Annotated in this window: 16 protein-coding genes; 4 read left to right on the plus strand and 12 right to left on the minus strand. The window is 47.0% G+C overall.

Annotation, left to right across the window (positions count from 1 at the left end):
* The first annotated feature begins 164 nt into the window (after window positions 1-164).
* Together PLE7327_RS03020 and miaA are read left to right on the plus strand one after the other, a co-directional pair.
* Window positions 165-1,616, plus strand: coding sequence for a BCD family MFS transporter (locus PLE7327_RS03020; protein ID WP_015142388.1), 1,452 nt, complete (start codon window positions 165-167; stop codon window positions 1,614-1,616).
* Between the two features lie 68 nt (window positions 1,617-1,684).
* A complete protein-coding gene (gene miaA, locus PLE7327_RS03025) occupies window positions 1,685-2,599 on the plus strand; it encodes a tRNA (adenosine(37)-N6)-dimethylallyltransferase MiaA (protein WP_015142389.1) in 915 nt (304 codons plus the stop codon).
* A gap of 22 nt (window positions 2,600-2,621) precedes the next feature.
* On the opposite strand, the gene PLE7327_RS03030 is transcribed toward miaA, so the two are convergent.
* The 5 genes from PLE7327_RS03030 to PLE7327_RS03050 form a co-directional block, all read right to left on the minus strand.
* Window positions 2,622-3,416, minus strand: coding sequence for an MlaE family lipid ABC transporter permease subunit (locus tag PLE7327_RS03030; protein WP_015142390.1), 795 nt, complete (start codon window positions 3,414-3,416; stop codon window positions 2,622-2,624).
* A gap of 99 nt (window positions 3,417-3,515) precedes the next feature.
* Window positions 3,516-6,122, minus strand: a complete 2,607-nt coding sequence (locus tag PLE7327_RS03035) for a HAMP domain-containing methyl-accepting chemotaxis protein (protein ID WP_015142391.1) — start codon at window positions 6,120-6,122, stop codon at window positions 3,516-3,518.
* A gap of 178 nt (window positions 6,123-6,300) precedes the next feature.
* Window positions 6,301-6,837 carry a chemotaxis protein CheW gene (locus tag PLE7327_RS03040; protein ID WP_015142392.1) on the minus strand — a complete coding sequence of 179 codons (537 nt, stop codon included), beginning with the start codon at window positions 6,835-6,837 and terminating at the stop codon, window positions 6,301-6,303.
* Window positions 6,838-6,845: 8 nt separating this feature from the next.
* Window positions 6,846-7,211, minus strand: coding sequence for a PleD family two-component system response regulator (locus PLE7327_RS03045; protein ID WP_015142393.1), 366 nt, complete (start codon window positions 7,209-7,211; stop codon window positions 6,846-6,848).
* 228 nt (window positions 7,212-7,439) lie between these two features.
* Entirely contained in the window at window positions 7,440-8,666 is a 1,227-nt protein-coding gene (locus PLE7327_RS03050; protein ID WP_015142394.1) for a response regulator, read from the minus strand.
* A 499-nt stretch (window positions 8,667-9,165) separates the two neighbouring features.
* Here PLE7327_RS03050 and hmpF point away from each other — a divergent pair, with 499 nt between their 5' ends.
* On the plus strand, window positions 9,166-10,779 hold the full coding sequence (gene hmpF / locus PLE7327_RS03055; protein WP_015142395.1) for a pilus motility taxis protein HmpF: 1,614 nt from the start codon (window positions 9,166-9,168) through the stop codon (window positions 10,777-10,779).
* A 32-nt stretch (window positions 10,780-10,811) separates the two neighbouring features.
* Here the strand turns inward: hmpF and tilS are convergent, their stop codons facing one another.
* The 3 genes from tilS to PLE7327_RS03070 form a co-directional block, all read right to left on the minus strand.
* Window positions 10,812-11,783, minus strand: a complete 972-nt coding sequence (tilS, locus tag PLE7327_RS03060) for a tRNA lysidine(34) synthetase TilS (RefSeq protein WP_015142396.1) — start codon at window positions 11,781-11,783, stop codon at window positions 10,812-10,814.
* A 187-nt stretch (window positions 11,784-11,970) separates the two neighbouring features.
* The gene (gene ccsB, locus PLE7327_RS03065; protein ID WP_015142397.1) at window positions 11,971-13,014 is read right to left on the minus strand and encodes a c-type cytochrome biogenesis protein CcsB; all 1,044 of its coding nucleotides are present in this window, start codon (window positions 13,012-13,014) and stop codon (window positions 11,971-11,973) included.
* 119 nt (window positions 13,015-13,133) lie between these two features.
* Window positions 13,134-14,666: a SagB/ThcOx family dehydrogenase gene (locus PLE7327_RS03070; protein WP_015142398.1), complete on the minus strand. Its 1,533-nt coding sequence runs from the start codon at window positions 14,664-14,666 to the stop codon at window positions 13,134-13,136.
* Between the two features lie 236 nt (window positions 14,667-14,902).
* Between PLE7327_RS03070 and PLE7327_RS03075 the strand changes: the two genes are divergently transcribed.
* A complete protein-coding gene (locus PLE7327_RS03075) occupies window positions 14,903-15,445 on the plus strand; it encodes a pentapeptide repeat-containing protein (protein ID WP_015142399.1) in 543 nt (180 codons plus the stop codon).
* Between the two features lie 19 nt (window positions 15,446-15,464).
* On the opposite strand, the gene PLE7327_RS03080 is transcribed toward PLE7327_RS03075, so the two are convergent.
* From PLE7327_RS03080 to PLE7327_RS03100, 4 genes are all read right to left on the minus strand, one after another.
* Entirely contained in the window at window positions 15,465-15,746 is a 282-nt protein-coding gene (locus tag PLE7327_RS03080; RefSeq protein WP_015142400.1) for a hypothetical protein, read from the minus strand.
* Window positions 15,747-15,749: 3 nt separating this feature from the next.
* Window positions 15,750-16,511 carry a hypothetical protein gene (locus PLE7327_RS03085; RefSeq protein ID WP_144266082.1) on the minus strand — a complete coding sequence of 254 codons (762 nt, stop codon included), beginning with the start codon at window positions 16,509-16,511 and terminating at the stop codon, window positions 15,750-15,752.
* Window positions 16,512-16,680: 169 nt separating this feature from the next.
* Window positions 16,681-17,469, minus strand: coding sequence for an RNA polymerase sigma factor SigF (locus PLE7327_RS03090; protein WP_015142402.1), 789 nt, complete (start codon window positions 17,467-17,469; stop codon window positions 16,681-16,683).
* 288 nt (window positions 17,470-17,757) lie between these two features.
* Window positions 17,758-18,591, minus strand: a complete 834-nt coding sequence (locus PLE7327_RS03100) for a photosystem II manganese-stabilizing polypeptide (RefSeq protein ID WP_015142403.1) — start codon at window positions 18,589-18,591, stop codon at window positions 17,758-17,760.
* Window positions 18,592-18,802 lie beyond the last annotated feature (211 nt).

Raw genomic sequence — 18,802 nt, forward strand, 5'->3', positions numbered from 1 at the left:
ATGTTTTCATCAGTCGGTCGCGAAGCTTGGAAACAAACTGCGATCGCCCCCTAGAAGAAAATTGCCTTGCCCAACCCCCTCATTGCGATTGAGTCAGAAAATATTATCGTGCTACCCTAACAAAAAAGCCTTATACAAAACTATTAGTTTTGCAAGCGAGCGCAATGGCTATCAGCGACCTTTCCGATTCCCGCTATTCTCAACCCGATCGGCACAAACCCCTTCCCAAGCTGAATCTCTTCACCATGTTCCGACTGGGTTTGTTTCAGATGGGATTGGGGATTATGTCTCTCCTAACGCTAGGAGTCCTCAACCGGATCTTGATTGCCGAACTCCAAGTTCTGCCGTTGATTGTCGCAGGTGCGATCGCCATGCACCAGTTTGTTAGTCCTACGCGGATCTGGTTTGGGCAAATGTCTGATGCCAAGAAGCTCTTAGGCTACCATCGTACGGGTTATGTTTGGATTGGTGCAGCGCTGTTTACCAGTATTTCTTTTGTTGCCCTGCAAGCAGTTTGGCAATTGGGCAGCAGCCTACAAACTACTGGCTGGAGTTTTGTAACCTATAGCTGGGCTGTATTGCTAGCTATCATTTTTGCCATCTATGGTTTAGCACTGAGTGCAAGCTCCACGCCTTTTGCTGCTTTACTCGTCGATGTCTCAGATGAAGACAACCGTTCTCAACTCGTTGGTGTTGTGTGGTCGATGTTAATGGTCGGTATCGTCGTGGGAGCTATTATTAGCTCTCGGTTATTAGCCACCGACCCCTCCCAAACAGTAGCTATCGGCAATATCGCTCAATTGAAAGCAACGGTTGACCCCGTTTTTATTATTATGCCCGCACTCGTCTTTGGGCTGTGTTTGCTAGCTACCGTAGGAGTTGAAAAGAAATATTCTCGCTATTCCTCGCGATCGACTGTAGTAGAGCGAGAAGACCAAATTACGCTCGGTCGTGCCTTAAAAATCTTGACCGCCAGCCGTCAAACGGGTTTATTTTTCAGCTTTCTACTGGTACTGACACTAAGCCTGTTCGTGCAGGATGCAGTTATAGAACCATATGGTGGGGAAGTGTTCGGAATGTCTATCTCGGAAACAACCAAGCTGAATGCCTATTTCGGCATGGGGACGTTATTTGGCATTGCTTTAACAGGATTTTTAGTACTGCCGCGCTTGGGCAAACAAAGAACGACGAAACTGGGATGTATTTTCGCTATCTTCTGCGTTGGCTTGATAATATTAGCAGGAGCTACAGCCAGCCAAAGTTTGCTCAAATCCGGATTACTATTTTTTGGATTAGCGTCTGGAGTCCTGACAGTAGGAGCCACCAGTTTAATGTTAGATCTGACGGCGGCGGAAACGGCAGGTACTTTTATCGGGGCTTGGGGATTGGCCCAGTCAATGTCGAGAGCATTGGCTACAGTGATAGGAGGAGCCGTCCTCAATGCGGGTAAGGGAACGTTTAACGTCCCCGTCTTGGCATACGGAACCGTGTTTGCTCTGCAAGCGTTAGGATTTATCCTCGCAATCGCGCTCTTGGGACGGGTTAATATCAAAGAATTCCAAGACAATGCCAAAGTTGCGATCGCGACTATCGTACAGGAAGATTTGGATGGTTAAAAGCTCGGCGATCGCTATTTTTTTGAGATCGATCGCTAAGGTAATCGCAATATTCCGAACTCACGTTAATGAAACCCTCTGCGATCGTCATTTGCGGTGCTACTGCTACGGGCAAATCTGGCTTAGCCTTAAAATTGGCTCAAAGACTCAATTCAGTTATTATTAGTGCCGATTCTCGTCAAGTCTACCGAGAATTTGACATCGGAACGGCTAAGCCAACCCCGATAGAACAAAAGTTAGTGCCGCACTATCTGATCGATATCTGCGATCCGACTGAAACCCTAACTCTGGCTCAGTATCAAGAAAAAGCGCAAGCGTTAATAGAAAATTCCGATTTCAATGTTCCCCCTCTCCTAGCGGGAGGAACGGGATTATATATTAAATCGATTGTCAAAGGGTTAAAAATTCCCAGGATATCGCCGCAGCCAGAATTGCGATCGCAACTGCAATCTCTCGGACAAATCCAACTTTACGCTTTTTTGTGCCAAGTCGATGCGATCGCCGCTCAAAAAATTCATCCGAACGATGAAGTCAGAACCCTGAGAGCGTTAGAGGTTTATTATGTTACTGGAAAGCCCATTTCCGAGCAACAGGGAGAAAATCCACCCGACTATCCGCTCCTGCAAATTGGTTTGGATTGCGAGGCAGAAGTCCTAAGAAAACGCATCGAACTACGCACGGAAAAAATGATAGAGGCTGGATTGGTTGAAGAAGTAGAAAGATTGGGTAAAAAATATGGTTGGCATCTACCTCTTTTGAATACCTTGGGCTATCAAGAGATAAAACAATATCTTGCTGCTGATTTCTCTTTATCTGAGGCAAAAAAATTAATAGTCGTGCATACTCGCCAATTTGCCAAACGGCAGCGTACTTGGTTTCGAGCCTACCCCGAAATTGAGTGGTTTGATGCAGATTCTGCCGATTTATTAGATCGAGTTTGGCAGCGCGTACAAGATTTTATTAACAGTTTGCGTAGCAATTGATAGTCGGTATGCTTCACACTGTCTACTCGATCGCAGTGCTACCCGTTCCCTGAAACATCAACCAAGACAAGAAAAAGTTGGCAATAAAAATCGACAGCAAAGCCGTTACCACTGCTGTCGTCGTCGATTGCCCGACTCCTTTTGCGCCGCCTGTCGTCGTCAATCCCCAACTGCAACCGATAATGGCAATTAGCGCGCCGAAGACAACCGATTTAATTACCGCACTGAATAAATCCCAAACCTGAAGAAAGTTTTGAGCAGACCTGAGAAAAACCGTCGGAGAAATATCGTATAAAGCATCTGCCATAAACATTCCTCCCGTCATCCCAGTAATTAGAGATAGGATCGTCAAAACTGGCATCATCAGAGAGCAAGCCAGAACGCGAGGCGAGACCAAATAATCGATCGGGTCGGTCTTAAGCATGTAGAGCGCGTCAATTTGCTCCGTCACTCGCATCGTTCCAATTTCAGCCGCAAAAGCCGATCCCACTCGTCCGGCTATGACAACGGCAGTGAGAACTGGGGCTAATTCTCGCGTCAAGGCGATCGCTAACACCCCTCCTACCGTCGTTCCCGCCCCATAGTAAATAAATTCTCGCGCCACCTGGATAGTAAATACCATTCCGACAAAAGCAGCAGTTAACAGCGCGATCGTCAAAGACTCCGGTCCGACGATACTCATTTGATCGAAGGTGTTTCGTCGGTGGATTTTGGCTCGCAGCAGGTGCAGAAATACTTGCCCTGCCAGAAAGCAAGCTGCTATCAATCGCTGGAACCACGTTTGCAGACCGCCTCTAGAGGTTGTTGAATTAGCCATCTCAATTTTAAAATTAGCAATTCGTCGCTATTTACACGGTAGTGCAGGGTCATACAATACTTCTATCGATTGAAACTAACAATGGCAAGATTTTCTATTCTAGCTCTCGCCTTTCTCGACGCGGAAACGTTCCACCGAGGTTAGGAGTTCTCTAGAGATGCTAACGAGGGTTTGCAAGGAACCAGCCACTCGCTGAGACTCTTGAGAGGTTTCCTGGGCGGTCAATTCTACCGCCTGCATAACCTGAGCTACCGAGCGAGAGTTTTCTCGCTGCTTGACCGTATCGGCAGTAATCGATCGCACTAGCGTATCGATACGGTTGGATACCTCAATGATATCTTCGAGCGATCGCTTTGCCTGCTCTGACTTATCGGTTACGTCGATCACCTGCTGGATGCCTTCTTCCATAGCGGTCATAACCGAGCCAGTTTCGCTCTGGATTTGTAGAACGATTTGCTCGATTTCCTTCAACGATTTTGCCGAGCGATCGGCTAGCTGGCGCACTTCGTCGGCAACGATCGCGAAACCCCGGCCCGCTTCTCCCGCTCTTGCCGCCTGAATCGAAGCGTTGAGCGCTAATAGGTTGGTACGAGAAGCAATCTGAGAAATCAAAGCGACGATCTTAGAAATTTCCTGAGACGCTTCGGCGAGGCGCTTCACCTTGCGCGCTGTCTCCGATACCGTTTCGCGGATTTGCAGAATGCCTGCGACCGTTCGCTCTACCGCTTCGCCGCCCTTGAGAGCAGTGACCGATGACGACCGAGCCACTTCTTCCGCTTCGCGAGCATTTTCGGCAACGCGCTGAATCGATTCGGTCATCATCTGTACCGAATTGAGCGTCACTGCCAATTCCTCCGCCATTCGCAGCGCGTCGCTAGACTGGTTGCGGGCAAACAGTTCGCTATCGGTAGATCCCTTGTTTACTTGCTTGGCGGCATTTTTTACCTGGAGGACGATTTCTCGCAGATTTTGAATGGTCAGGTTGAAAGCATCGGCAACCGCCCCCAACACGTCGGCAGTCACTTCCGCTTCTACCGTCAGATCGCCTCGCGCCGCTCCTTCTACATCGTCGAGTAAGCGAATTACTTGGCGCTGCAAGTCTTCCTTTGCTTGTTCCATCTCAGTCGCTCGCCGTTGCGCTTCGCTGGTCGTTGTAGCGATGACCCGCGCCATCTGAGTGAATTTTGCCGCTAGTTGCCCCAGTTCGTCTTCTGAGTATACCGTTGCCTTAACGTTAAAATTGCCTGCTGTCATTGCATCGAACTGGGCTTGCAGGTCGTCGCTAGAGCGCTTGGCTTGACTGGCAGCCACCTGTCCTAAGAATGCCGTCGCGCCTAAGCTAGCCGCCCCTGTCACCAATGTCATTAACAACCCCGTCCCGCCAATAGGGGAAAGGTTTTTTTTAGCCTCTCCAGACGCTGTAGAGGAGACGATGCCAAGCGTCAGGAGGACGGCTAAGGCTGAAGTCAGTCCTGCTGCTCCAGCGACAATCCACTGTTTTTGCCTGAAGGAAGCATTGAGAAATCTTGCGAGTTTCCCTTGTCTGACCTCAACAGTCGGTTTGATAAATTGTTCGGAAACCCCGCTCAAACCGAGAGCGGCACTGCTCTCTCCCTCGCCCCAAGTTGCCAGACCCGTTCCGCTACCGGAAGCCATCGATTGGGAGATTCCCGAATTGAGATTGCCGCTCAACTCCGGGCTAGCAGAGGTAAACAACTCGGAATCGGAAAAGTCTGCTGCAACGTCTGTCAGGTCGAATCTGGTGATGTCCTCTAATCCGTCATCGGGCAGGGCATCTAAATTATCTAGGAAACTTTCGCTCGATTCAGTGCTGGTAACTGCGTAGGCAGATCGATCTTGAGACTCTTCGAGCGGGAAATTTTCGCTGGGGTTGTCGATCGCCCCCTCCTCCTTAAATTCGTCTTTTGCTTGCTCGTTCGAGTCCTGCAAAGGGTTGTTTTGAGAATCGGTGCCGACGACAAAAGTCGGTTCTCCGACGGCTTGAGATGGAGAAAAACTGTAATCCGTTCGATCTTCTCGAGCAAAGGAAAATTCGGGGGGGTTTTCCTCTAATTGTTGCCAGTTGAGGGCGGTATCCGGATCGTCTGATTGCGCAAAAGGGGTATCGGAAGAAGCCTCGGATGGCTCGCTGGGAGATTCAAAATTGGCATCGAGGTCGTTTTCAAAAGAATTGTCGAAGGATTGCACTTGTCCGACTGTCGGCTCTCCCGCGTCGTCTTCATCAAAGACAGAACTGTCCCAATCTATCTCGCCACCTGAGATATTGTTTTCCCAGGTAATGCCATCAGACTCCTCTTGCCAGCGGGGAAAGCTGTTATTCTCCTCTGAAGATAGGTCGGTTGCGCTCAGCTCTGATTCGTTGAGGGTAAATCCTGTCGCTTCTTCGTCGACAAAATTGTCTGCCTCGGCTGAGTGCATCTGTTGAGCTTGTTCTAGACCTTTTTGAGCGTATTCAACCCATTCTGGCTCCTCGGTCAGTTCTAAAACTGTTCGATATTGCTCGCTTGCTAAAGCGTATTGGTGCAAGCCTAGATAGATATGACCTCGCAACAACAATACGTTGGGATCGTCTGGATACTCTGTTGCCAAGCGCTCTACAATTGCGGCTGCTTGTGGATAATCAGCTTCTAGATAAGCTGTTTGAGCTTGTTCGTACAATTGTGTATAATCAGTCTCTGGTGCCATTTGCCTCTCTCCACGGTTTTTATCAGTTATCAGTTATCAGTTATCAGTTACCAGTTAATAGCTATAGCTACGAATTATAGATATCTTTCTTTTTTTATCTCCTCCCTCCTCCCTATCCTCTCCTGCTCCCCCAGCTCCTTACTCGCTGGTTACTGGTCCCTGGTCACTGGTTACTGATTTATGCTGCCCACCGTGCCGAACGTAAAATTGCTACGTGATTTAGAACTCGTAAAATTTGAGTTGGTGAGGAATCGTCTTTTAAAACCCACTCCCCTTTGACGAAGGGCACGATGCGATCGGGGACGTTGGTTGGCATTTGCAACTGTTCCGCATCCAGCCAGTCCATCTCTCCCAGCCGCTCGATCGCTAAGCCTAAAATCATTTCTTGATCTTCGATCGCAATTACCGGAATTTCTGCTCTATCGGTGTTTAACACCGCCGGATCTCCTAAAAATTGTCCTAAGTCTGCTACCCAAATGACTTGACCCCGTAAATTGATTGTTCCCAATAGCAGGGGAGAGGAGTTGGGAATTGGCGTAATGCGCTCGGTCGGTTGTTGCATGACTTCCATAATTCCCGTTGCTGGAAGGGCAAATTCATCGCTAGAAGGTAGGTAAAATCGCAGGTAAAGCTCTCCTTCAGGCGTTTTTAACTCCTGGAGTTCGGGTGCTAAATTGCGCTCGTTTCCGGTGAAAAATTCCGGATTTCCAATCATTGGTACTATTATCCTCTCATTAGCTGTTTAATAGTTCCAAGTAGTTCTACTGGTTGAAAAGGCTTGACTATGTAAGCATCTGCTCCTTGTTTCATTCCCCAATAGCGATCGAATTCTTCGGCTTTGGTAGAGCAGAGAATTACTGGCACATCTTTAGTTTTTGGATCGGATTTGAGCCGCCGACAAACTTCGTAGCCATTCATCCGAGGCATGACGATATCCAAGATGACTAGGTTGGGATGGTATTTTTGAACGTGTTCTAATGCTTCAACCCCATCTTGAACGATAGTCACTTTTAAACCGCTATTTTTGAGTAAATCTAAAATTATCTGCTGTTGTGTAGGACTATCTTCTACAACCAGAACTTTGCTCATAATCCCCCATCTAAATTATCCAATAACATAAAATTGACGTTTAGTGACTGACACCGAGCTTGTATTTGTTAGAATTCATTTTTTTTAGGCATCGACAGTTTTAACATGTTTAACTTTAAACACAATACATTAAACTTAACTCGACTGAAAATAATTGATACACATATAATAATGTGCCCAACTTTTGCCGCTAACTACCACACTGCAATTCTTTTTTTTGCCCCCACGTTACTTCAGGCACATTTCTAAATTCAAATATTTTTCTAACAACAATAGTAACTCGCGTTCTCCAAACGGCTTAGTGAGATAGTCGGTCGCGCCTACCAAGCGTGCCCTTACTCGATCGACAAAGGCTTCCTTGCCCGTCAACATAATAATGGGAGTCTGCCGAAACGCAACCGATCGCCGCAGCATGGCGCAGACCTCGTACCCTTCTAGCTGAGGCATAGCAATGTCGCACAGAATCAGATCCGGCTTGAGTTGGAAAACCCGACCCAACGCCTGAAGCGGATCGGCGATCGCAGTGGCTCGAAGACCTTTCTCCTGGAGAATATATTCGACTATTTTGCCGATGCTCGCATCGTCGTCGATGCAGACCACGTGGGGGGAATGGTTCCCTTCTTGGACTTCCCGGCTTAATTGAGACTTCTGTTTTTTTGGCGCGATCGCATCGATTAGGTGAATCCATCCCCTCTCGGCGTAGGGATAAATCCCTTTGGCTAGGGTTAATAAATCGCGATTGAGAAATCTAGAGAGTTGGCGCAGTGAAGTTTTGCCGTCTGCCCAACGGGCTAGGCTTTGATAGGCTTGTTCGGGTAAAGTTGCCTTCAATTTAGCTTCGTTGCCGATGGTGAAACTTTGATGGGGTGACTGAATGTAGGGATGAAATTGTTTCCACTGCTGTAGTTGCCCCACGATCTTAACCAGTTGGGGGGCAACATCTAAGGCAGTTAATTGGGGAGCAAGCGCCGTCCCTGCCTCAAAAACGAATGCGCCGTGACGCAGGCTTAATAGATCGAACAGTACCTCCGCGATCGCGCTTTCGATAATGCTGCGTGCTTGCTCTGGCGAGAGCTGCTTTTTCTCCAACAACAGCCAAAGATAAGCATACTCTGGCTCGTTGGTCGTTGCGAGCGACGCGCTCTGCAACAGGTCGATCGCTCCCTGGGCTTGATAGCGATGGAGGTAATCGCGCAGGCGGATTAGACTACTACTGGCGCGATCGGCTCCGTAGACAATTTTCCCATTAACGAAAAAAATCAGCCAATATTGTCCGGTTCCTAAAGTTGTTTTCGGCTCGGAAGCAAAAGTCTGCCAATCTTTTTTCCAAACTTTCCGCTCCGAACCCTCTAAGCTAGTTGGATAGGCTTCAACTAATAGCTCGCCCGTTCGCTGACCCAATTCGATCAGTTGCAGGACACTTCGGAGATCGATTTCAGATAACGTTCCCTGCATGAGGCGATCGTCTGCTCGCAAAGAATTCTTTATGCCAATTAGGTTGGTAAATCTTGAATAGCTGTCCTATATAATACCTTAGTTTAGAGGAATACTTAGAAAAGATAATTTTCTCGATTGGCACTACTTTTGGGAAAGGTCTTGGCAAGGTCTTCTGAAGCTGGTTATCCTTGATACTAGCGATGTCATTTCTCTATGGTCTCGCAACAGAGATAGTCGAGCAGGTCGAGCTTGCGATCGCAGATTGTCTGACAAAGAAAGCCATAAATTAGCTACATTTATAGAAATTTAAATTCTCAAAGAGCTTTGTTAACTTTCATGAATTATTACACTGGGCAGATGCGCGCAAAACTTATATGTCATGCTAAGCAAGAAGAAAAAAGATATCAATTTTATTAATAATGCTAGGCTTAGCCCCGTTTTATCGAGATCGATTGCAATATTCATTAACCTTATTGTCAACTGTTAGGCAAAAGAGATACCAAGAGGATCGCGACTCGTGCTATATCTGGCAGAAGTTAAAAAGCAAATAAAAGGATTCATAGGCGGAGCAAAAACAGAACTCAAACTCCTAGCTTGCCAGCACAACGACCAAACTTGGAGTGCCGTTCCGGGGGACGAAACGATCGCCTGCGACGAGCTCGCCCAAGCTGGAGAAGGAGCGCTGGTGCTCGTCAACCTAAGTAACAATCGGCAACTTCAGGGAAAACCCGAATTGGCTGGCATCGAGCTAGTAAGGCAGTTGCAAAAGCTGTCTCGGCTTCTGGAAAAGACAAAAGACCAACAAGAAGAAATCGAACAATGGAAACAGTCTCTGAGCATTCAAAGCGAGGAACTCACCCGCCGCCAAATGGACATGGAGGCGCGGCTCGAACAAATCGACCAGATGCAAGAAGAGTTTCAGGAACTCGAGCGCCAGCGACAGGAAATGGAGGCGAATTGGCAGCGTTTTCGAGCCGAGCAAGAGCGCATCGAACAGTTGCATCGACAAATTGGTCCAATTGATTGGAATTCGCCGCAAGTTGGCAAGGTTCAAGCAATTATCGGTCGCCTTTTCGCCAATCCCGATCGCGCCACTGCCGTAGAAACGCAGATCCAGTCGGCACGGGAAGCGCTTGAGCGCCAACAAACCCTCTTAAAGAATCATCTACAACAACTCGAACAAGAAAAAGCCAGCCTCGAACAACGACAAAACGATATTAACCAGCAGGGCGAAGCGATTAAAACTCGCAAGCAGGAGTTAGAGTCGCTCGTCGCTGCACTACAGGAGAGCCAAATTCAACTTCAGGTACGTGAATCGCTTCTGACAAGCAAGCAAGAACTTTTGGAGCGCATCAATCTCGAAATCGGAGCGACGGAGGACTTAAGAAAAATTCTGACTGGCGCGGGAGACACCCAAAGCAAACAGCAAGTTGACATTAAAACTCTGGAAAATATGCCTTTGGGAGAGTTACAGGAAACGGTCAAGAATCTCCAAGCAGATTTTGATAAGTTAGTTCGTTTTGTCAACGATCAAGAAGAAGAACTGTCCTTGCAATGTCAAGCCGTTGCAGAATTAGAAGAAAAATTAAAAACAGCTAACGATTACGAGCGCTTCGATCTTGAGTCAGAACTGGCAGAAGAGCAAGAGAGAAGAAAAATGCTCGATGAAACTCTGTTCGGTCAGCGGCGCAGGCTTAGAGAGCGACAAGCCATTCTTTCTCAGTACCTAAAAGTGTTGCGCCGCCGTCAGGGAGTGATGGAGATAGAGGATAATCTCCAGCAAATCAATCTAGAGCCAATTCTGCTTCAGTTAAAAGAGAAAAAACGCAACGCCCAACAAGATCGGCAACGGCAAGAGAAAGAGATCGAACAGTTGCACTCGAGCATCCAAGAGCTTCGACGACAAATTGCCCAGCAAGAAAGCGATCGCGCCGCTAAAATGCAAGAGTTACAACGGCAAGAAGCCAACTGGGAGCAAGCCAAGGCAGCTTTGTCAGAACTTCAGTCGCGTGTCAAGCTTTATGAAGAAGCTCTCAGTCCCTTGCAAAGTAACTTAACAAAAAGCCGACAGAAGGTAGAGGAAGTGGCACGGTTGTTTAGTTCTGTAGAACAACCCCAAGCGAGCGCTTAATACAATTCGGAAGTCGGAAGTAAACAATTAAACTAACACCTCAAAATAATCCAATCGCCTTGGACTTCTGCAACTGCTCCTCCAGGAAATGGAGGAGTCCGAGTTCGGTTAGGAGCGTTGATGAGATGAGTTAGCGCTTCGATTTGCTCGAAAGTGGGCGCTTCGCTCAAATATTGCTGCAAAAATTGCCGCATGACTCGCCTTTGTAGGGCAAGGGGAGCGCCACGCAAACAAAAACGATTTAATTTTATTGGCTCGCCAGTTATCGCCTGTTGTAATAGTTGACTGGCAGATGCTTCCAGATACTCTACCTCTGCCCGCAGTAATTCTGCCGTTCGTGCTAATGCCGTTTCCACTTGTGGATTGAAGTGGGTTTGTAAATAGGGCAATAAATCGGTGCGGATGCGATTGCGAGCATAGTTGAGGTTTTGATTCGCTGCATCTTCCCAAACAGGGAGTTGAAACTTTTGGCAGAATTCTAGAGTTTCCGCGCGAGAAACGTTCAAAAGAGGGCGGATTAGCTCGATTTCAGGAGTTAGAGAACGCTGCCAAGCAAGGGCACTGAGTCCGTCAGTGCCAGCACCTCGGATGAGATTATATAGGAGAGTTTCGGCGCGATCGCTGAGGGTATGCCCGGTGACAATAGTTTCAAATCCTTGTTCCTGGGCAATTTCAATTAAAGCATGGTAGCGCCATTCTCTAGCAGCTGCTTCGGTTTCCGCAATTTGCTCGGCAGTTTTTAGGTAGAAAGGAATTTTCCATTGACGGGCGAGTTCTTCAACATGTTTGGCAATTCCCGCATCTGTTGACCAACGATGGTCGCAATGGGCGATCGCGAGCTGCCAATTCCATTTTGGCTGCAAATCTAGCAGTAGTTTCATCAAACATAAAGAGTCCTGTCCCCCAGATACCGCCACCAACAAACGTCTACCTTTTTTTAAAAGCTGTCGTTGCCGCAGTGTCTGATGCACTCTTGCGTGGAGAATTGTCCAACTGTTTATCATTTCCTATTGCAATTGGACGAGATAAGGAGGATCCGATAGATTATAGCGGAGCATTTGCCAAATTTTTATTTGACTTTGCCTCAAAACTCCTTTTTTTGCCAACCATCTCCTGACATAGCTACACCCATTCAGTTTGGAGACTCAATGGAGTCAGTCCAGATGCGATTGCCCCTGAGAATTTTATTGCTTAAAAGAACCAGCCGTAGGAATGTAACCCTTTGCCCAATAAATTTACACCGAGGTAGCAAACCCAGATGACAACAAAACCACTAGCTGCTAAGATAGCCGGTTTCCTCCCTTGCCAGCCGCGAGTAATGCGAGCGTGGAGATAGGCGGCAAACACCAGCCAAGTAATCAATGCCCAAGTTTCCTTAGGATCCCAGCTCCAGTACGAACCCCAGGCTTCATTTGCCCAAACGGCTCCGGCAATAATGCCAATCGTCAGGAGAGGAAAGCCCAGTCCGATAATGCGATAACTAATATTGTCGAGGGTATCGGCTAAACTTAGACGTTGGGGAGAAAGGGTAGGAGCCGCAGGAACATCGGCAATAGAAGTTGTTGGCGGCGTAGCTAAATTGAGAACTGCCGTGCTGCCTCTGCCGTTGCTCTCTGACACTACGGGCGCGACAGCAGTGGAATTATTATCTGTTAGCTGGTGTTGGGAGGTTAGCGAGCGAAGATTAGTACGATAGCCGCCCGTCCCAACAGAACTGCCGCGTAGCTCTACCGCTTGAGTGCGAGTGACCGCCAAGAAAGCGATCGCAAGCAGAGAACCTACCATGAGCGCAGCATAGCTGAGCATCATGACGCTGACGTGCATCATCAACCAATTAGATTTCAAAGCCGGAACTAACGGAGCAGAGGCTTGCATCTCTGAGGGAAGAGATAGAGCGGCAAAAGCCGTAATTCCCATCGCTACTGGAGTTGTCGCTACGCCCACCAAACGACTGCGACTCATTCTCTCGGCAATTAGGTGAACGGTGGTTATCCCCCAAGTCAGGAAAAATAGCGATTCGTATAAATTGCTCAAGGGGAAATAACCCGCCTCTAGCCAACGAGCGCCCAGTAAAGCAGCGATACACAAGTTGGCAATCCAGACTCCTGCCGTTCCTAAAGCTGATAGATAAGGAATTTCTGGAAAGGCAGCACCTCCCCAGTAAATCAGCATCGTCAAAAATAAAACTAAGAACGAAGTATTGTCTAGAATGTTTTGAAGGGTTACTAAATCCATAATCTTCTAAGAAAGTTTTTTAATAACTGACAGCACTAAGCTTGTCATTATTCAATTGTAGGTTATTGGTCATTTGTCCTTGGTTATTTGTCCTTTGTTCTTGGCGTACCGATAATCAGTCAGTGATATCGGGGTCTTCCTAAGGTCGTGATATAAATGACGGCTTCATCTTCAGGAATTCCCAAAACCTCATTCACTTGGTCGTCAAAAAAGCCGCCAATGCCGCTTGCGCCGAGATTGAGATGAATGGCTGCCAGATTGAGTCGCTGTCCTAAATGTCCAGCATCCATGTGTAGATAGCGGTAGGCGCGATCGCCATATTTAGCGATTGCCTTCTGTAAATCGGCGGTATGGAAAACCACAGCCGCCGCATCCCTACCCAATTCTTGCCCCAAACACAAAAAATGCAACTCGCGTCGAAAGTTTTTGAAGCGAATTTGCCGCAGTTCTTGAGCTTTGGGCGCGTAGTAATAACAGCCTTCTTCTAATCCCGTCACGCCAGACACTGCTACAAAGGTTTCAATTAAATCCAAATCAAAATAGTCTGGAGAGAGATCCAATCCCTGGTCGATATAATCTTCGGGATGATAGGTAAAATTCAGTAGCGCTTTTAGTTCCTCTAGGGTCAGCTCTTCGCCAGTGTAAGCGCGAGTAGAACGCCGCCTCAGAATAGTACTTTCTAGTTCTGAGAGCCTCTCTCCCCAATCAATGGGATTAGTTTTTGTAGAAATTTTTAGACAGAAGGGAAAGTTATATTTATCCTCTAAGGAAATCGCCTCCTCTACTCGTTCGGGGGGAGCTGGGGGTTCGGCGCGATCGATCTCAGTTGCTTGATGAAAATAGCCCAACAAATCTCCGTCGGGAATCTCTGGATATTGTGTCTGAATATCAGAAGCTAAGGCAGTCGTACCGCTAGGCAAATGTTGTCTAATGTCTAGCAAATCTGCTAGAGGAATGACTGTAATGACTCCTTCCTGTTCGGGATCGAGATAGAGCAGAGCGTCCATTGCTCGATCCCTAAATCCGCCGATGAGATGGGGTCGGTAATCATTCATCGCACTGGCTAGCTCGATATTCCCCAGCAGATGTCCGGTATCCAAGAAAATTCGACGATAGGCGCGATCTTCGTAACGCCACGCCGAACGATAGAAAATGGCTGTCGTGACGATCGCAAGTTGGGTATTTTCTAAAGCTGGATGCCAAAAACAAGCTGCTTGTAGGTCATTCCAAACCTCACTCGCCCAAAAATGAATCAGGGAATGGTTTTGTGGCTGATAGTTATACAATCCCGCACCCAATAGAGGGGTGCCGCGAGAAATGAGATAAACCTCTGCTGGATATAACCCTCCAGCCGACGGAGCTGCCCTGAGATACACTGGCGCACCCATGGTTGGCAGCTTGGCAGTCAAGCCATAACTGCAAAACAGCAATCGCGACAGTCGCCGCCAATTGCGATCGCTCGGTTCGGACGAGGTTCCGCGCTCCTCTGACAGATAGGGTTTGAGGTCGATCGCGTTACCAATTTTGTATTCTTTAAAAGGAGATGGTTGATTTGCCCAATCCAGAGCTTTGTTTTTGGAGGCAATCGTTTCTGGATGGTATTTGGTTCGCTCGTGGTAGTGAGTAGCAATTGATGTCTGCAAGTATGCCATAGGGGTTGCCTGCTCGTTTCGCTTCGTTTTCCATCTTGACAAAGCTTTGAGGTTTTTGCTAAGCGCTATCTGCCCTTGACGGTGTTGTTACAAATCTTAAAAAAAAGTTAGAAAGAAATGTCGTCAAGGCTACAGTCTCCTATTTTAAGAAAAAGCTGAGCATAAATACTCAAAAGAAAAGCTGCTCGCAAACTCAGACAGACTGTATCAACGGAAGAACATAATAGCAAACCTATATGCAAAAGCTAAATGCAAAAGAATTATTAGCCCAATATATTGAAGGTCAACGGGACTTTACCGAGCTAGATCTAAGTCAAGCAGATTTATTTGAAGCGAATTTACAGGAAATCGATCTCTCTCGCAGCAATCTTCAGAGAACTTATCTGCCCTACGCCAACTTGACCAATGCGAATCTACAAGAAGTCGAATTTCAGAGTGCTCAATTGAGCAACGCGCAACTGTGTCAAGCGAATCTAACTAAAGCAAATCTACAAAGAGCTAAGCTCTCTAGAGCCAATCTTCGCTATGCTAATTTGCGAGAAGCAAACCTGAGCGAAGCGGATTTACAGAGAGCCGATCTATCGTTTGCCGATCTCAGCTACGCTAACTTAAGTCACGCAGATTTGCGCCGAGCTAATTTAGAGAAAGCCAATCTCTACCAAGCTCAACTTGGGGGAGCCAATCTATTTGGCGCGCAGAACGTAGATTTGGATCGTGCCCAACTGGATGCTAGCACGATTAATCCGAACGGCTACCGACAGTTAAGTGGTGAAGAGTAAGAAACAGTTATCTTCTCTCTTAAATCGGCTGACGCTGATAAGGGCTGTAAACTCTAGCGTAATAGGCTAGAATCGCTTCTATCTGTTGGCGATCGCGATCGCTGAGATTCGTAGGATATTCAACCTGCAATGCGCTAATTTGACTCTGGTTGTAATCGAAGTGCTGGCAATCTTGAGCAATGAGCGTTGCTTTGATTCCCGCGACTTGTCGCAAGTGAGCAGCTACCTCTCGGTAAATGGCTAAAGGCAAACCGGGGTAAGTAACCCGTTCTCGTAGCCCTTCAATTGCTGTTTGGCCCATATCTCAAAAGCCTCCCGTTAGGGATTCTGGAAGCGAGAGTGCCGTTTTCTCTTCTCGATCTGGCTTAGTTTGGGAAGGTTGTTGAGCGACTCCCTCGCCGACGTTTTTGTATACCTCTTGTCCCAACTCTTCAAGAACGACAACAGGCGTAGCACTCCGAGCATTTTCAATGCGTTTGACTCGCACCTGTCCGTTAGAGAGATAATCTCCAACTCGGACGTAACGGCTAGCTCGTTCGCCAGGAGCTTTGACAATAATTTGAGTCACTCCGCCCATATCGATAATTCCGGTTATGGCAACGGCTTGAGCGATTTCGGGTTGAGGTGGGAGAAGAGCTGGGGGACGAATCGGGGTGGGAGAAGATCCAAATGGCGAAGGTGAGGACGGTTGAGGAGAACTCGCCGTCGGCGGTTGAGGAGTATTGGATTGAGGTTGGAGTTGTTGTGGGTTGGGTTTAGGCGCTGGCTTGACGGGAACGAAAGCAAAAGGATCTTTGCGTCCTTGAGCGATTTTTTGTCTGCGTTGCGCTGGATTGGTTGAGGGGATTAAACCAACCACTGATTCCTTTTTTTCGGCGGTTTTGGGTTGCGAGGATTTCTCAGCATCGGGGGTCGCTGCTGCGGGACTGGGAGAGGAAGCTGGTTGAGGAGTTTCCGTTGCTTGGGGTTGTTGCGCTTGGTTAGATCCCGATGGTTGGGACGACGAACAGCCGACAATCGAGAGAGCGACTGTCGCTATAGATAAAATAAACAACGATTTTTTCACGATTGAATCTCTGCGCCTCCTAAGTAAAGACACTAATAATAACTATGAAAGATTAAATTAAATTTTGGCACTACGATTTAAATTCTAAAAGAACAATTAACAAAAGGCGGAGATTTTTTGTCTGCAACGTCCAAATGTAAAGGCACACGGTCGTGCGCCCTTACCTCTGTTAAAAGATTTCTTTGCCCATTGCGTTTTTCAGGGTTTCTAATCCCTTCTTGACGCGACGCGATACGGTCACAACACTGATGCCTAACTGTTCGGCAGCTTCTTTTTGGGTTAAATCCCGTAGAAAAACAAACTCCAGAATGTGTCGCGTCTTGTCTTCAAGCTGTGCCAAAGCGTGTTGTAGGCGAAGTTGGTCTTCTTGTGCTAGTTGGAAACTGCGGTAGTTAGGATCGGCAACTAAGTCGCCCAAGCTGGTTTCTCCGTCGTCATCGTTGCCTACGGAAACATCCAAGCTAATAGGTTCGCGATTTCGCATTGCTAGCTTGACTTCCAGCCATTCTTGGAGAGAGGTTTCCAAAACCTGTGCTATCTCTGAATCGGTAGGTTGACGGTTGAAACGAGTCTGGAAATCTTTGCGAATTGCCATCGCTTGCTGTCCGACTTCCTGCCAGCGTCTGGGAATGCGAACGCAATGCCCGCGATCGCGCAAATAATGTTGAATCTCACCTCGGATATAAGGAACGGCAAAGGAGCTAAAAGCACAGCCTTTTTCTAAGTCAAATCTTTCAATGGCTCTAATTAAGCCTATGCAGCCAACCTGAAGTAAATCTTCATAACTTTCATGACATTGGTTTACCCAATGGTGGGCTTCTTTTCTCACCAATCCAAAGTTTAGTTTGAGAATTCGATCGCGAAGTTCTATTTTAGCAGTCTTTTTATACTCTCTAAATAAGCTCAAAGTCTCTAATTTGAGGTTATCTTTAGTGGTATCTTTAACCGAGATATACATAGCGCAATTAATTGAAGAAAGCGATCGGCTGCAAAATGTTTTTCGTTGTTTTAAGGCTGTTTTTCTTGTATTGACAGCCCTCAACATCTACAGCTTATTGTTTGCACTAGCCCAGTTACAACAGCATTTTTACGATATTAGACGCTTAAAAAATAAAAAAATCTCCGCAATTCTACGGAGATTCATTCGAGTTATTTTTAAAACCCTTGCTAAATAAGAGGGAACATCCCCCCGCGAAGATTTGTACTTGATAGATTGTTGGCAAAGGTTGCTAAAACAATCTTTTAACTAAGCTTCTGGTGTGACGCGAGCGTAGAAAATTCCGCGAACTTTGACATCTACAGCATCTCTAGCGCCTAGATCGGTATCTGATGGCTGTACGCTTTCAAAAACTCCGGCAATTTCGCCAGTTTCTCCATCAACCTTGGTGACTTGCAAAGAAATCTTCCCTACACCAGCAGTAGTTTCCTTAACGTTAGCGCGGCTGTATTCGGCTTCATCCCCACTAGCTGGAAGAGCAACAGCAGTATCGTAACCCGTATAGACACCGCGACCTTTGGGATCGAGGAATCCTGCACCCCGGTAGGAGGGAACTTTGAATTGTCCTTCAAAGTCTACCGAACTGTTAATGGAAGTAAAGCCGGGTTCCGTTCGACCTTCTAAACTTTTAATGGTAAAAAAGAAAGGAAATTGCTCGCCGCCCGGAACCTGAACGGTAATAGGCTGAAAGTCAATACCGTCTTCTTCTTTCAAGGTCAACACCCCATTCTCATCTACGGTAATCGTTCCGGTAATTTGCTCTAGGGTAGTGGTTGCTCGCGTCAAGAGTTTGCCCGGAATGAATTCGGCTTCTTGCCGCTTAGTTTTGGGTTCTTCTTTGACAAAATATTCTTGGGGTTCTAAGCACAAATCGGAAACGCGATAACTCTTGTTAGGTTCGATGGGAATCGTGCCGCGCGTAAATTCTGAAATTTGCGGACATTTATTGGCAAGCCCGGTTCCTAGAATTTCATCGTAAGTCAATTGTTCGCGGTCGGCTGCGGTGGCTGGTCCTTCGCTGCAAGCTGTCAGTATTCCCAAACATAATGCCAAAAAGGCAACGATTAAGGCGCGATATCTCATTGTTGTTAACCTCGCTTCGTCAATCTCTAATTTGTAAAGTCTTGTCCATATAAGCAGTATTAAACTAAAAGCCATTAATGGCATTTTGGACAAGTTATTTTAGTTGCACCGCAATCTAATGTACCAAATTTAGATACCCCAAATCGCGAAAGCTAGAGGGATTGTTTGCGCCATCGATTATGATGAGAGCGATCGCTTATTAACTCAGATC

Source organism: Pleurocapsa sp. PCC 7327 (genome assembly GCF_000317025.1).
Lineage (GTDB): Bacteria > Cyanobacteriota > Cyanobacteriia > Cyanobacteriales > Microcystaceae > Hydrococcus.

Bases quoted from the DNA above. Each gene is read 5' to 3' on its own strand.
- ccsB (WP_015142397.1), bottom strand. From the start codon at position 13,014: ATGGATTTAGTAACCCTTCAAAACATTCTAGACAATACTTCGTTCTTA.
- PLE7327_RS03100 (WP_015142403.1), bottom strand. From the start codon at position 18,591: ATGAGATATCGCGCCTTAATCGTTGCCTTTTTGGCATTATGTTTGGGA.
- PLE7327_RS03080 (WP_015142400.1), bottom strand. From the start codon at position 15,746: ATGGGCCAAACAGCAATTGAAGGGCTACGAGAACGGGTTACTTACCCC.
- PLE7327_RS03070 (WP_015142398.1), bottom strand. From the start codon at position 14,666: ATGGCATACTTGCAGACATCAATTGCTACTCACTACCACGAGCGAACC.
- PLE7327_RS03030 (WP_015142390.1), bottom strand. From the start codon at position 3,416: ATGGCTAATTCAACAACCTCTAGAGGCGGTCTGCAAACGTGGTTCCAG.
- PLE7327_RS03045 (WP_015142393.1), bottom strand. From the start codon at position 7,211: ATGAGCAAAGTTCTGGTTGTAGAAGATAGTCCTACACAACAGCAGATA.
- PLE7327_RS03050 (WP_015142394.1), bottom strand. From the start codon at position 8,666: ATGCAGGGAACGTTATCTGAAATCGATCTCCGAAGTGTCCTGCAACTG.
- PLE7327_RS03020 (WP_015142388.1), top strand. From the start codon at position 165: ATGGCTATCAGCGACCTTTCCGATTCCCGCTATTCTCAACCCGATCGG.
- PLE7327_RS03035 (WP_015142391.1), bottom strand. From the start codon at position 6,122: ATGGCACCAGAGACTGATTATACACAATTGTACGAACAAGCTCAAACA.
- PLE7327_RS03040 (WP_015142392.1), bottom strand. From the start codon at position 6,837: ATGATTGGAAATCCGGAATTTTTCACCGGAAACGAGCGCAATTTAGCA.
- PLE7327_RS03090 (WP_015142402.1), bottom strand. From the start codon at position 17,469: ATGTATATCTCGGTTAAAGATACCACTAAAGATAACCTCAAATTAGAG.
- PLE7327_RS03075 (WP_015142399.1), top strand. From the start codon at position 14,903: ATGCAAAAGCTAAATGCAAAAGAATTATTAGCCCAATATATTGAAGGT.
- tilS (WP_015142396.1), bottom strand. From the start codon at position 11,783: ATGATAAACAGTTGGACAATTCTCCACGCAAGAGTGCATCAGACACTG.
- miaA (WP_015142389.1), top strand. From the start codon at position 1,685: ATGAAACCCTCTGCGATCGTCATTTGCGGTGCTACTGCTACGGGCAAA.